This is a genomic window from Bacterioplanoides sp. (assembly GCF_965226395.1).
Classification (GTDB): Bacteria; Pseudomonadota; Gammaproteobacteria; order Pseudomonadales; family Oceanobacteraceae; genus Bacterioplanoides.
Genome location: NZ_OZ245358.1, coordinates 2,523,294 through 2,535,554, shown reverse-complemented (window position 1 = coordinate 2,535,554; position 12,261 = coordinate 2,523,294). Strand labels below are relative to the sequence as shown.

The window sequence follows — 12,261 nt, the reverse complement described above, 5'->3', positions numbered from 1 at the left end:
GAAGCCAGCACTGAATTATTCAGGGGTACCTTAACTTTCTGAAAACAGGAGTAATCAACAATGAAAAGCTATTTTCAAAAAACCATCTTAATGATTGGCCTACTATTGAGCGTGATAGCGACTGCGCAACCAACCACATCCTCTCAAACATTCGAGGCCGCTATTAATGTCCCCATTGGAGGTGAGACCTGGGGGCATAGTATTAAACCCATTGGTAATGGAATTTATGTATTCCGCTGGTGGGTGTATCGCAGCTTTTTTGTGATTACTGATGAAGGCGTTATTGCTGCCGATCCGATAAACCCTAAAGCGGCCAAGCTGATGCAGGCTGAAATCCGTAAACGCACCGATAAACCGGTAAAATATGTTGTGTATAGCCACAACCATCACGACCATATTTCAGGTGGCACCGTCTTCCAAAAAGAGGGGGCCAGGTATGTTGGCCATAGCAATTTATTAAAAGAGTTAAAAGACCATCCCAGCCCGGCAATTCCAATGCCTGACATCACCTTTGATAAGAGCTACACCTTAACGCTGGGAGGGAGAACACTGAAACTGGAATACTTTGGCCCCAACCATGGCAACAGCCTGGTTGTGATGCGTTTTCCACAAGAAAAAATCTTATTTGTGGTTGATATCGTAACGCCACGCCGGGTTGCTTTCCGCAACATGCCGGATTTCTGGCCGGATGAATGGGTACGAACTCTGAAAGAACTGGAACAACTGGATATCGATTATGTGATTGCCGCACACGGGCCTGAGACACAACCAGCGATTGACCCAGCCTCGGTGATCACGGAACAAAGAGAATATATCGAAGATTTAATGCTCTCGGTAAAAACAGCCATGGATAATGGCATTCATAGCCCGGATAAACTTCGTCAAACCATTAAACTACCAAAGTACGAGCATTGGCGCTCTTACGATAAATGGCTGCCAATGAATGTTGAGCGGATCTGGGCGTATTACCATATGGGCTGGTGATACGATTTAAGTCCATCACTTAAAACGAACAATGCCCACTAACCGGGCATTGTTCAGATGATCCCTTCAGATGACACAAAAGGATTTCAGCCAGACTTAAAAATTACCATTATTAAAATCCTGGAAAGCCTGCATCACTTCCTCCCGGGTATTCATCACAAACGGGCCGCCGCGAGCAACCGGCTCACGTAATGGCTTGCCAGCCACTAATAAAAATCGGGTTCCCTGTTCCGCAGCAACAACATGCAACCCTTCTCCGTCAGATAATAAACCCAGCTGGGTTGCCAACAGCGGTTTAGTCGCCGGTTGACCACTACGGCCAACCGTTAATTGCCCATCAACCAAATAAATAAACGCATTGTGTCCAGCCGGTAATGCTTGATTGAATTCCACACCAGCTGGCAGTTGAACATCCATATAAACAGGCTGGGTATAGTCATTTCTGATCGGCCCTGTTGTTCCCTGATCGGTGGTGCCGGAAATCACCCGGAGCAGGCTGCCATCATCACGCTGCTCAAGCGGCGTTGAAGCGGGTGGAAATTCCTGATAGCCCGGTTCTGTCATTTTTGCCGCAGCCGGTAAATTGACCCAGAGCTGAAACCCTTTCAACAAACCGTCTTCCTGCTCCGGCATTTCAGAGTGCAAAATGCCTTTTCCGGCTGTCATCCACTGCACACCGCCCGGCTCAATCACTCCTTCATTACCAGTGCTGTCACGATGACGCATACGCCCGTTCAGCAGGTAGGTCACGGTTTCAAAGCCACGATGAGGGTGTGTCGGAAAACCACCAATGTAGTCATCGGGGTTGTCACTCTCAAAGGTATCCAGCAGTAAAAACGGATCAAACATATCCAGCTGAGGTGAACCTATGATTCGTGTCAGGCGAACACCGTCGCCATCAGAAGCGGACATGCCCTGAATTACATGCCGAAGCTGTCGTTCGTTCAATGTTTGGTTATCAGTCTTCATCAATCTCTCTCCGCCCAGCTATAATGAGCTTGTTAATACGATGTTGAATCAAGTATTAATCAAGGATATAGGCAGCTAAGCGCTGAGTGAATTTCATAAAATCCACGTGGTTATTCGATAAAATAGAATGTATGCAGGCACCCCAATGGCATCACCCATAAAGCGAAAGAATATCGGTTTTACTCTGGTCGAACTGATTGTTGTCATTGTCATTATCAGTATTGCCGCCATTGCACTGCTGCCACGCTTTCTCGACTTGCGGGCAGAAGCGCAGAACCAAGCATTACAAGATGTACAGGGCCAGATACACTCGCTGGTAGCCATTGTTCACTCAAACCTGTTATTAGCTGGACTCAACGGCCGAAACCCCAATCGCACTGACCCGGTCACCGGGGGCGGATATTTTGGTAATGAACCCGCCAATAACCCGTATCGCAACAGCTGTGCCAGCGATTGTTATTTTATTTACGGCACCCCTTCGGCATCCGACACCACAATCCCATCTTTGATGTCGGGTATCGGTCAGGATCAGGAAATTGTATTTGCAGGCTATCACAATAACGATTGGGTGGCAGAAGGTGTGACTGGTACAAACATTGTTGGAACGTTTTCCTTCAGAGACAATGTTATTTTGGGCGCCCGCCCGGGACAGAATCGCCTGAGATCCAATAATTGTTTTATCTGGTATTCAGGTGCCAGAGCGGACCGCAGTTATAAAACGGGCATTGTTCCGTGTGAGTGATTACCGTATGAGTAATTGGTAAGTCGGCGAATGGGCGGTTTTTGGAGTATTAAGGCCAGCACACAACCGAACCATCCAAATCAACAGGAATATTCTTTACTGCCTTTTGTGGGAAACCCGCGCCAGAGTATCCCTAAAGGTATTCAAATGAAATTAACCGACTATCTGGAGCTGGTTGATTGGACTGGTCGAATTTTACGCCATGGTAAACGAGGTGCTATCCCTAAAAACTCTGAGAGCATTCTAACTCGTTTAGACATTGATGATTCACAATGGTTAACAATGACAGAGCAGTTTGAAGCATGTTTCAAAACCTTTGCTGGCGGCGAGCAAAGTCTCCGCTTAGCTTGTGAGACGCTGAATTATCAGCGACCACCTGGTTTAAGCCGATGTAGATCAGCGATTGGTTAAATTCCGCACTACCACATTCTTATTCACAGTTATCAGAAAATTCTGAGTATCTTGCTTGTTTAAAAACCACGATATTTTCATGTTTTCGATCTGAATAAGATAAATAAGTCTCGAATCAGTATTTACCTTGTTGCCCTGGCAATTGAACTCAATTTAGGTCTTTTAAGTACCTGAAAATTAGGGTGGATGTCCTTGTTGTTACGATTTTCGAAGGAAAACTCGGCCAATTTTGAGAGGTTAATTCTCGAAATTGGCCAAAAATCGTTCAACCAAAGTATATAGACAGTGTGGGCAGGATAGTCAGATCAGGTCTGAACTAATACAAATTACGCCTGATTATCAAACTCCTGCACTTCTTTCACCTCCATTTCCATCCACTCCCAGAATCCGTCAGAAATCAGAGCAAGATCTTCAGAGTTTTCTTTTCCGTGCCCCCAAAATACAATTTTTGACTTTAAATTTGTTGATTTCTTTAAGTCAATGCAATCATAGTTTCCGAATCCATCAGCCCTCACAGGAATTAAAAATTTAGGAAACCTTTGATTTTCATCGCTGATTAAATCTAAATAAATAGTATCTACTTTTAAGTACGACTCTCCTCCAAGCCCAATAAACTCTTCCGATGAAGCATAGCCAGCTCCTAACTTAGATAAGAATTCGACGTAGTCATCAGGAAAAGAAACATTCAACCTTTCTTCAGTCGACCTGATAATACCAATATCAACACCACCAGAAAATTCTTGCTCATTAAGAGTATTTAATAAATTTTGAACAACATGAAAATTCATAGTATTTATCGCTTTATTTTCCTAGTAATTCGCGAGCACGCTCGACCCAATAACGCCTACGCTCACCTTTAAATTTGTTTCTATCAATTTCAGATACTTTCTTTGGATGATCTACATTTTTATGAGTAGTATTTGTAAGTTCATCGAGGGGGCCATCAGGGTTTTGATTGCGATGGTGTAATTCTATTTTCTTACCATCAACTCCGACCGGAGGCTGCCCTCTTTCAGTACTTAACAGGACACCCACCCTAACACTTTATCCCGATTGTGCAATAAACCACCACTCCATTACTCTCATCAAAGCCGGACTAATGGAGTGAGACAATGACCAAGCCCAGAAGCCATCAGATCTCAACGGAAGCAACGCCTTATTACCATTGTGTTTCGCGCTGCGTTCGTCGTGCATTTCTATGTGGAACCGATCATTCTACCGGACAATGTTACGAGCATCGCCGAGGCTGGCTAGAAGATAAACTACTCTCTTTGCCTCAAGTGTTTGCAATTGATATCGCTGCTTATGCCATCATGAGCAATCATTACCATGTGGTGCTTTTTATTGACTCTCAGCGGGCCAAAAGTTGGACCGATACTGAAGTGATTGAACGCTGGCACACCCTGTTTAAAGGAAATTTATTTTCCCAGCGCTTTCTAAAAGGTGACACACTGGATAAGGCACAGCGTGCTCGATTACACATTTATATTGAGGAGTGGCGTTCTCGATTATCCAGTATCAGTTGGTTTATGCGTATTCTGAATGAAGCTATCGCACGAGAAGCGAATGCTGAGGATGAATGTACCGGTCGGTTTTGGGAAGGCCGCTTTAAATCCCAGGCATTGCTTGATGAAACCGCGCTTGCTGCTTGCATGGCCTATGTCGATTTAAACCCAGTTCGGGCGAATATGGCACAAACTCCAGAGACTTCTGAACATACCTCAATCAAACGCCGTGCTGACAAAGCCAAGGCCAGTAAACAACCGAACCATCCAAATCAACAGGAATATTCTTTACTGCCTTTTGTGGGTAACCCGCGCCAGGGTATTCCTACAGGTATTCAAATGAAATTAACCGACTATCTGGAGCTGGTTGATTGGACTGGTCGAATTTTACGCCATGATAAAAAAGGCGCTATCTCTAAAAACTCTGAAGGCATTCTTACTCGTTTAGGCATTGATGATTCACAATGGTTAGCAATGACGGAGCAGTTTGAAGCATGTTTCAAAACCTTTGCTGGCGGAGAGCAAAGTCTCCGCTTAGCTTGTGAGACGCTGAATTATCAACGACCACCTGGTTTAAGCCGATGTAGATCAGCGATTGGTTAGATTCCGCACTACCACATTCTTATTCACAGTGATCAGAACATTCTGAGTATCTTACTTATTTGAAAACCATGATATTTTCATGTTTTTCTGTTTGGGTAAGATAAATAATCCTCGAATTAGTATTTGCTTTGTTGCCCTGGAAATTGAACTCAATCTAGGTCTTTTAAGTACCTGGAAATTAGGGTGGGTGTCCTTGTTGTAGTGTACTACAACTAATACAACTCACGAACCACTCCAAATATTTTTGATTGATATCTTCCGTTTTGTATTTCACCATTAGAGATACAAGCAATATGAGAACAATTGCAATAGTCACATTGCATAAACCCTATACACAACTCTGAATACTTATATACATTAGCATCAATATCAAAATAGCCTTCGATTCTCTGCTTAACAGAGGCATTCAACTTCATTGCTTCAATAGTAAAACCAAGGGTTTCTTTCTCTATTAATTCAGAGCAATTATCACAAGAGAAAGAAATAGTCCCACCTCCCATTGACTCACCATCATAATATAAAACCCCTAATTCTTCGTTAATTATATGTTTTATACTTTCATTATTACTTAATTCAACCCGGGCTAAATATTTAATAATTTCTCTAATTTCGAAAATACCACTTTCTACAATAGGCTGTATTACATCATCAGGTATAGCATGCCCTTTTTCTATCATATAAGAGTTAGCTGATTCTAAATCTGTTAACCGATCGGTAAATTCCCTATCCCAATCATCCAAACACACTTCAAGTGAGTTGCGCAAAAATATTAAATTGCCAACCAAATCCCCTAACCCGACTGACCCTATATCATATAAGCGCAATTTATCTTGCATCTTTTTTATTTGTCGAGAATCATAACTATTCATTTTCACTCCCAATAAATCGGTAAACAACAAAGAATACAAATCTAAAGTTTATCAGGAAAAACAACCACAGAGGGCTCCAACGTTAAATCCTTATTAGATTCAAAAAAAACTTTCAATGAATCAATCTCCCTACAATATTCTTCCTTTAAAAAAGAAAATTTTTTACATTCATCACCAACGTCAAGAAACCATTTAACAACATCGCCCTCCGACTTAACCGATACACCTTCCCACCCTCCATCGTCAGCAATTCCACATGCACATGTAAAAATAAGATACTTCCCATCACATAAAGAGCTGCGCTTTAATTCTTCAAAGTAAATCAGTGAATCCTCAAACTCTTCTTCTCGATCAAGTTCATAACCATCAATTAAAATCTTAATTACATATACGTCTTTAAAAGTAACCCCATCCTTTAGTAAGGTACTAGATCCAGAATATTCATCGACATATAAAGATATAGAGTTAATCATCAAAATGCCTCGGCGCTAGAAGGTTAACAAGACACCCACCCTAACACCTTCACAAAATTACGCAATTCTCTGATATTCGGCCACAAAAAAGGCCGCGAATGCGGCCTTCCGAGACTGTAGATAACCTGGCTCCCACGCAGAGCGTGGGAGCCAGGCAATAAACTACTTCTCAGCCAGATACGCTTTCCACCCGCCCAGCTGAGTAATCTCCTCCGCACCTTCCAAGCCATAAGGCTCACAGATAAAACCGCTAACCACAGAGCCATCTGCCACTCTCACTTTACCAATGCCCAGAGGGGCCGGGATACCGGCAACAAAGCTGCCGAACTCGGCGGTTGGCACCGACCAGATTTCAACATCAATTGCCGCGCCCTTTTCTTCATCCAGAATCAGTCCCGGGCGGAACGGTGGCCCTCCAGCCAGCGCATACATACGATACACAGGTGCGGTTTGGGTAACGGTTTTTAATACCGCACCGCGCTCTTTTAGCTGCCAGTTAAGTGGCAGGCCATCAAGGTGGGCACCACACACCAGTACATCAATGGTGTCTGTTTTGCCGATTAGCGCCGCTTCTGGTGCAGAAGCTTTACTGTCACTTGCGCCCAGCGGCAAATCAAACAATGGCTGTAAGCTGCGGGCAATCGACAGCAGTGCACGGTCACTGAAGGCCGGGCCAACCAGCGTAATGCCAAACGGCAAACCGTGTTCAGTAATCTGAGTCGGCACCGCCACCGACGCCATATCCAACAGGTTCATAAAGTTAGTGTAATAACCTAACTCGCTGTTGTGTTGAATCGGCTCGGCCAGCATTTCGTTAATGGTAAAACAGCGCCCAGCTGTGGGTGTTAATAAACAATCCACAGCTGCCAATTGTTGGTCGCAAATTGTTTTTAACGCATTTAACCGATATTGCGCTTTGAATAAATCGGTTGCTTTGGGTTCTCCACCCGGCGCAATAATATCACGCACCACTGGGAAAACAGCTTCCGGCTGTTCTGCAATGAGTGGCAGAGTCGCCAGGTAACGCTCAGACACCCAGGGGCCTTCGTATAATAACCGAGCAGCTTCATCAAACGCCGTAAAATCAATCTCAACCAGTTTAATATTCTGCTGTTGTAAAACTGCCAGTGTTTTTTGATAAGCGTTTTGGTAATGTTCGTCACCAAAAAATTTCAGCTGCGCCTCTGGAATAACACCCACCGTTAATGGTGATGCTTTATTGGCTAAATCACGCTTGCCGTAATGACGCGGATTATTTAAATAGGTATTTTTCCGGCTATAGGCATCGTTGTCGTCAAAGCCTTCGGCAATGGTGAATACTGAGTTAGCGTCATCACTGTTCAGTGCAAAAATGGTCATGCAGTCGAGGCTGCGACACGCTGGCACCATACCCGTGGCGGATAATAAACCGCGGGATGGTTTTAATCCCACCAGATTATTAAAACACGCCGGTACCCGACCGGAACCGGCAGTATCCGTGCCTAAGCTGAAACTGGCTAACCCTAACGCAACCGCAACCGATGAGCCGGAGCTGGAACCACCACTGATATATTCCGGGTTAAATGAATTTTTACAGGCACCATACGGTGAACGGGTGCCGTTTAATCCAGTAGCAAACTGATCCAGATTGGTTTTACCCACAGGAATAGCACCGGCATCAATCAGTTGTTGTACCACAGCTGCTGATTTTTCTGGTGTATATGCAAAAGCTTCACACGCCGCTGTTGTTGGAACGCCTGCTAAATCAATATTATCTTTAATCGCAAACGGAATACCCCATAACGGATGGCTTTGTGGATCTTTATTTTTTAAACCGTCCAGATAAGGAGTTAATTCAGCCGCGCTTAATTGATGGATCCAGATATTATGATCCTGATATTGCGTGCTCAATTCGCTTATGGCAGCGATCACCTGCTCAGGCGTTGTTTCACCCGACTGATATGCTTGCTGCAGTGCGGTAATGGTTAAAGTATGTTTCATCGTATTTTATTCCTGCTCAATGACCACTAACGCTTGCCCCGCATTGACGCGTTGCCCAGCTGTTAATAAGGTGTGTGTTACAACGCCATCACAATGGGCGACCACCGGAATTTCCATTTTCATCGATTCCAGAATCATCAGGCATTGTCCGGCTTTCACCATGTCTCCTACGGCCACTTCTGACTGCCAGACACTGCCGGATACCGGGCTGTCGATCACGATAGAATCTTCCGGCCAGTCGGCTTCAGTTTGCTGAATATCGGCTTCTTCGGCTTCGTAATTAAACTGCCCGGTGGCATGCCAGTTTGCCAGTTCCGCATCAAATGCCTGCTGACGTGCTTGTTGGAACTGATTAATATCCTGCTGATTATCGGTAATAAACTGCTGGTACTCCGATAAGCTAAAGCTACTTTCTTCGATGGTAATTGGATAACGTCCTTGTGGAAAATTCTGGCGAATATCCAACAGTTCGTCGCCCGATACCGGATAAAAACGAATCTGATCGAAGAAACGTAACAGCCAGGGCTTGGCAAATTCGCGAGTCTGGCGATAACGGTTCCACATTTGCAATGTACGGCCAACAAACTGATAACCACCTGGCCCTTCCATGCCATAAACACATAAATACGAGCCGCCAATACCAACGGAGTTTTCAGCCGTCCAGGTGCGTGCCGGGTTATATTTTGTGGTCACCAAACGATGGCGCGGATCAACCGGCGTTGCCACCGGCGCACCAAGGTACACATCGCCTAATCCCATCACTAAATAAGACGCATCAAAGACGATTTTTTTCACGTCATCGATACTATCCAACCCATTAATACGACGAATAAATTCTAAATTACTCGGACACCAGGGCGCATTTTTACGCACCGACTGATCGTATTTTTCAATCGCAAGTTGGCACGCTTCGTCATCCCAAGACAATGGAATATGCACAATACGCGAAGGTACCGATAATTCCTGAACCTCTGTGGCTAATTGTTGTTCGGCTTGGTGCAAATACGCCAGTAATTCATCGGTAGTGATCACCTGACTGTCATAATGCACCTGCAACGAACGAATACCCGGCGTTAATTCTCTGAGGCCCGGTTTCGGATGTTTCTGTAACCATTGCATTAATGCATGGGCACGGAAACGTAAGGCAATATCAAGTTGCTGTTCGCCGTATTCCACCAGTAAAAAGTGATCACCGGCCTGACGATACACCACTTTTTCACCCACACTGTCGGCGCTTAATTCGCTCAATAACGGTGAACGATTATCATCGGCCTGAATGGTCAGTTCAGAATCGGCTGTTAGTGTTGCTAATTGGTGAATCTGCTGAGCTTCTAACTGATTCGCGGTATCACGGCTTACCGGAATAAAACGGATTTTATCGCCCGCACGTAACTGCCCTAATTTCCATAAATCGGCCGTAATTACGGTTGCCGGGCAAACAAAACCGCCTAACGATGGGCCGTCTGGACCGAGAATTACCGGCATATCCCCGGTAAAATCGACAGTGCCAAAGGCATAGGCATTATCGTGAATATTGGATGGATGTAATCCCGCTTCGCCACCGTCGGCTCGTGCCCATTTTGGTTTAGGGCCAATTAAACGCACACCCGTACGGCTGGAGTTGTAATGCACTTCCCAGCTGTGTTCATAAAAGGTATTAATATCTTCGCCGGTGAAGAAATCAGGTGCGCCATGTGGCCCCGGCATCACATGTAATTGCCATTCATTACTGATGGTGGGTAATAATTTTTTAAGCGCTGCTTTTTCTGATGTCGCCGGGATATTCACAGAGCTGAGTTTTAATACATCACCAACCCGTAACGCCCGGCCGTTATGACCACCAAACTGACCCAAGGTAAAGGTAGAACGAGACCCCAGATATTCCGGGCATTGAATACCCCCTTTTACCGCTAAGTAGCTGCGTGCACCCTGTTCACTCACACGACCCAAAGCTAAAACATCACCGGCTTTAATAGTGATTGTTTGCCACAGTGACAGCGCAATGGTTTCTCCATTCTCTGCCCGGGTCAGCTCGGCAGAAATCTCAGTACCACCCAGTGCAATCACGGTATCCGCTGAGAATTTCAGCGTTGGCCCCTGCATGGTGATTTCTAATCCAGCACAATCCTGATCATTATCCAGCAGGCGGTTTAATAAACGGAATGAATAATTATCAAACGGCCCGGAGGGTGGCACACCCACATCCCAATAGCCCGAGCGCGCCGGATAATCCTGAATGGTTGTTTGTGTGCCCGCCACCAGCACATCCATACGTTGTGGATAAAAAGCAAAGTCATTTAAATAACGGGTGGTGACGTCTCCAGCCGCTAAAACAGCATCACGGCTTAATGCGCGTAAATAATCCAGGTTGGTTTCACTGCCGTATAAAACCACGTCATCCAGTGTTGCTTGTAATTTATTCAGCGCCGCTTGCCGGTCATCGGCATGCACAATCACTTTAGCTAACATCGGATCAAAAAAGGCCGGCACTTCGATACCACTTTCAACCCAGTGATCAATACGAACCCCCTCACCTTGTGGGAATTGCACCTGAGATAACAACCCGGCACAGGGCTGAAAATCCCGATAGGGATCTTCAGCGTATAAACGCACCTGAATAGCATGGCCGGAAGGTGTTAGTTGTGTTCTCTGCTGGTCAAGATTTGGCGACTGACCAGCGGCTAATTGCACCATCCATTCCACCAGATCAATGCCATACACTTCTTCGGTAACACCATGCTCAACCTGTAAGCGGGTATTTACTTCAAGGAAATAAAATTCGTTGCTGTCGGCATCAAAAATAAATTCGACCGTACCGGCATTACGGTAATTCACACTGGCTAATAGGGTTTCAGCCGTTTGGTAAAGCTGCTGGCGAATATCATCGGTTAAATTGGGTGCCGGGCACTCTTCCACCACTTTCTGATTACGACGTTGGCTGGAGCAGTCACGTTCACCAATCGCTAACGCATTACCCTGTCCATCGGCAAATACTTGCACTTCAATATGCCGTGCACGCTGAATAAATTTTTCTAAAAAGACACCGTCGTCGGCAAAGTTATTGGCACCCAGACGTTTTACGCTGTCAAACGCCCCCTGTAACTCCTCAGTACTGTGGCACAATTGCATACCAATACCACCACCACCAGCGGTGCTTTTTAACATCACCGGATAACCAATTTCATCAGCCTGCTGTAAGGCATCATCCAAACTGGCTAATAAATCTGTGCCCGGTGATAATGGAACATTCGCCGCAATCGCTAATTCACGGGCTTTATGTTTCAAACCAAAAGCCAGCATCTGCTCTGCGGTTGGGCCAATAAAAGCAATGCCCTGCTGTTCACAACGCTGCACAAATTCCGGGTTTTCACTTAAAAAACCATACCCCGGATGAATCGCCTGTGCGCCGCTTTGCTGAGCAACATCCAGAATTTTCTCAATATCCAGATAGGTTTCTTTGGCAGCGCCATCGCCTAAACAATAGGCTTCATCGGCATCGCGGACATGCAGACTATCCGCATCAGATTGAGCATAAACAGCAACAGATTGAATATTCAGCTTTTTCAGGGTGCGGATAATACGCACCGCAATGGCACCACGATTAGCAATCAATACTTTGCTGAACGCAGGTGGAGAAGGTATGACTGACATAAGTCTTCCAAACCGGGTCGTCCCGGTGTGTTAGCCAGGACCCTTTGATATTCTTCTGGATCTCTTTCTGCTGG

Annotated in this window: 11 protein-coding genes; 4 read left to right on the top strand and 7 right to left on the bottom strand. The window is 45.2% G+C overall.

Annotated elements, in window-relative coordinates; all coding sequences use genetic code 11:
- Positions 1 to 60 precede the first annotated feature (60 nt).
- Positions 61 to 984: an MBL fold metallo-hydrolase gene (locus tag ACO05E_RS11750; RefSeq protein ID WP_419813126.1), complete on the top strand. Its 924-nt coding sequence runs from the start codon at positions 61 to 63 to the stop codon at positions 982 to 984.
- Between the two features lie 96 nt (positions 985 to 1,080).
- Here ACO05E_RS11750 and ACO05E_RS11745 read toward each other — a convergent pair whose 3' ends face one another.
- Positions 1,081 to 1,953 (bottom strand): pirin family protein, encoded by an 873-nt coding sequence (locus ACO05E_RS11745; protein WP_419813125.1) that lies wholly within the window; start codon positions 1,951 to 1,953, stop codon positions 1,081 to 1,083.
- A 145-nt stretch (positions 1,954 to 2,098) separates the two neighbouring features.
- Between ACO05E_RS11745 and ACO05E_RS11740 the strand changes: the two genes are divergently transcribed.
- A complete protein-coding gene (locus ACO05E_RS11740; RefSeq protein WP_419813124.1) occupies positions 2,099 to 2,695 on the top strand; it encodes a prepilin-type N-terminal cleavage/methylation domain-containing protein in 597 nt (198 codons plus the stop codon).
- Positions 2,696 to 2,725: 30 nt separating this feature from the next.
- Positions 2,726 to 3,106 (top strand): hypothetical protein, encoded by a 381-nt coding sequence (locus tag ACO05E_RS11735; RefSeq protein WP_419813123.1) that lies wholly within the window; start codon positions 2,726 to 2,728, stop codon positions 3,104 to 3,106.
- A gap of 326 nt (positions 3,107 to 3,432) precedes the next feature.
- Here the strand turns inward: ACO05E_RS11735 and ACO05E_RS11730 are convergent, their stop codons facing one another.
- Both ACO05E_RS11730 and ACO05E_RS11725 read right to left on the bottom strand, forming a co-directional pair.
- Positions 3,433 to 3,894, bottom strand: coding sequence for an SMI1/KNR4 family protein (locus tag ACO05E_RS11730; protein WP_419813122.1), 462 nt, complete (start codon positions 3,892 to 3,894; stop codon positions 3,433 to 3,435).
- A 13-nt stretch (positions 3,895 to 3,907) separates the two neighbouring features.
- Entirely contained in the window at positions 3,908 to 4,141 is a 234-nt protein-coding gene (locus ACO05E_RS11725) for an HNH/ENDO VII family nuclease (RefSeq protein ID WP_419813121.1), read from the bottom strand.
- Between the two features lie 77 nt (positions 4,142 to 4,218).
- Between ACO05E_RS11725 and ACO05E_RS11720 the strand changes: the two genes are divergently transcribed.
- Positions 4,219 to 5,214 carry a transposase gene (locus ACO05E_RS11720; protein WP_419813120.1) on the top strand — a complete coding sequence of 332 codons (996 nt, stop codon included), beginning with the start codon at positions 4,219 to 4,221 and terminating at the stop codon, positions 5,212 to 5,214.
- A gap of 212 nt (positions 5,215 to 5,426) precedes the next feature.
- On the opposite strand, the gene ACO05E_RS11715 is transcribed toward ACO05E_RS11720, so the two are convergent.
- The 4 genes from ACO05E_RS11715 to uca all read right to left on the bottom strand — a co-directional run bounded on the left by ACO05E_RS11715 (position 5,427) and on the right by uca (position 12,187).
- Complete coding sequence (locus ACO05E_RS11715; RefSeq protein WP_419813119.1) at positions 5,427 to 6,083, bottom strand: hypothetical protein; 657 nt, start codon at positions 6,081 to 6,083, stop codon at positions 5,427 to 5,429.
- Positions 6,084 to 6,124: 41 nt separating this feature from the next.
- Positions 6,125 to 6,556, bottom strand: a complete 432-nt coding sequence (locus ACO05E_RS11710; RefSeq protein ID WP_419813118.1) for a hypothetical protein — start codon at positions 6,554 to 6,556, stop codon at positions 6,125 to 6,127.
- Between the two features lie 162 nt (positions 6,557 to 6,718).
- Complete coding sequence (atzF, locus tag ACO05E_RS11705; protein WP_419813117.1) at positions 6,719 to 8,536, bottom strand: allophanate hydrolase; 1,818 nt, start codon at positions 8,534 to 8,536, stop codon at positions 6,719 to 6,721.
- 6 nt (positions 8,537 to 8,542) lie between these two features.
- Entirely contained in the window at positions 8,543 to 12,187 is a 3,645-nt protein-coding gene (uca, locus tag ACO05E_RS11700; protein WP_419813116.1) for an urea carboxylase, read from the bottom strand.
- Positions 12,188 to 12,261: the final 74 nt, after the last annotated feature.

Coding starts and splice junctions, on each gene's coding strand:
- ACO05E_RS11710 (WP_419813118.1), bottom strand. CDS start 6,556: ATGATTAACTCTATATCTTTATATGTCGATGAATATTCTGGATCTAGT.
- ACO05E_RS11745 (WP_419813125.1), bottom strand. CDS start 1,953: ATGAAGACTGATAACCAAACATTGAACGAACGACAGCTTCGGCATGTA.
- ACO05E_RS11715 (WP_419813119.1), bottom strand. CDS start 6,083: ATGAATAGTTATGATTCTCGACAAATAAAAAAGATGCAAGATAAATTG.
- atzF (WP_419813117.1), bottom strand. CDS start 8,536: ATGAAACATACTTTAACCATTACCGCACTGCAGCAAGCATATCAGTCG.
- uca (WP_419813116.1), bottom strand. CDS start 12,187: ATGTCAGTCATACCTTCTCCACCTGCGTTCAGCAAAGTATTGATTGCT.
- ACO05E_RS11735 (WP_419813123.1), top strand. CDS start 2,726: ATGGGCGGTTTTTGGAGTATTAAGGCCAGCACACAACCGAACCATCCA.
- ACO05E_RS11750 (WP_419813126.1), top strand. CDS start 61: ATGAAAAGCTATTTTCAAAAAACCATCTTAATGATTGGCCTACTATTG.
- ACO05E_RS11720 (WP_419813120.1), top strand. CDS start 4,219: ATGACCAAGCCCAGAAGCCATCAGATCTCAACGGAAGCAACGCCTTAT.
- ACO05E_RS11730 (WP_419813122.1), bottom strand. CDS start 3,894: ATGAATTTTCATGTTGTTCAAAATTTATTAAATACTCTTAATGAGCAA.
- ACO05E_RS11740 (WP_419813124.1), top strand. CDS start 2,099: ATGGCATCACCCATAAAGCGAAAGAATATCGGTTTTACTCTGGTCGAA.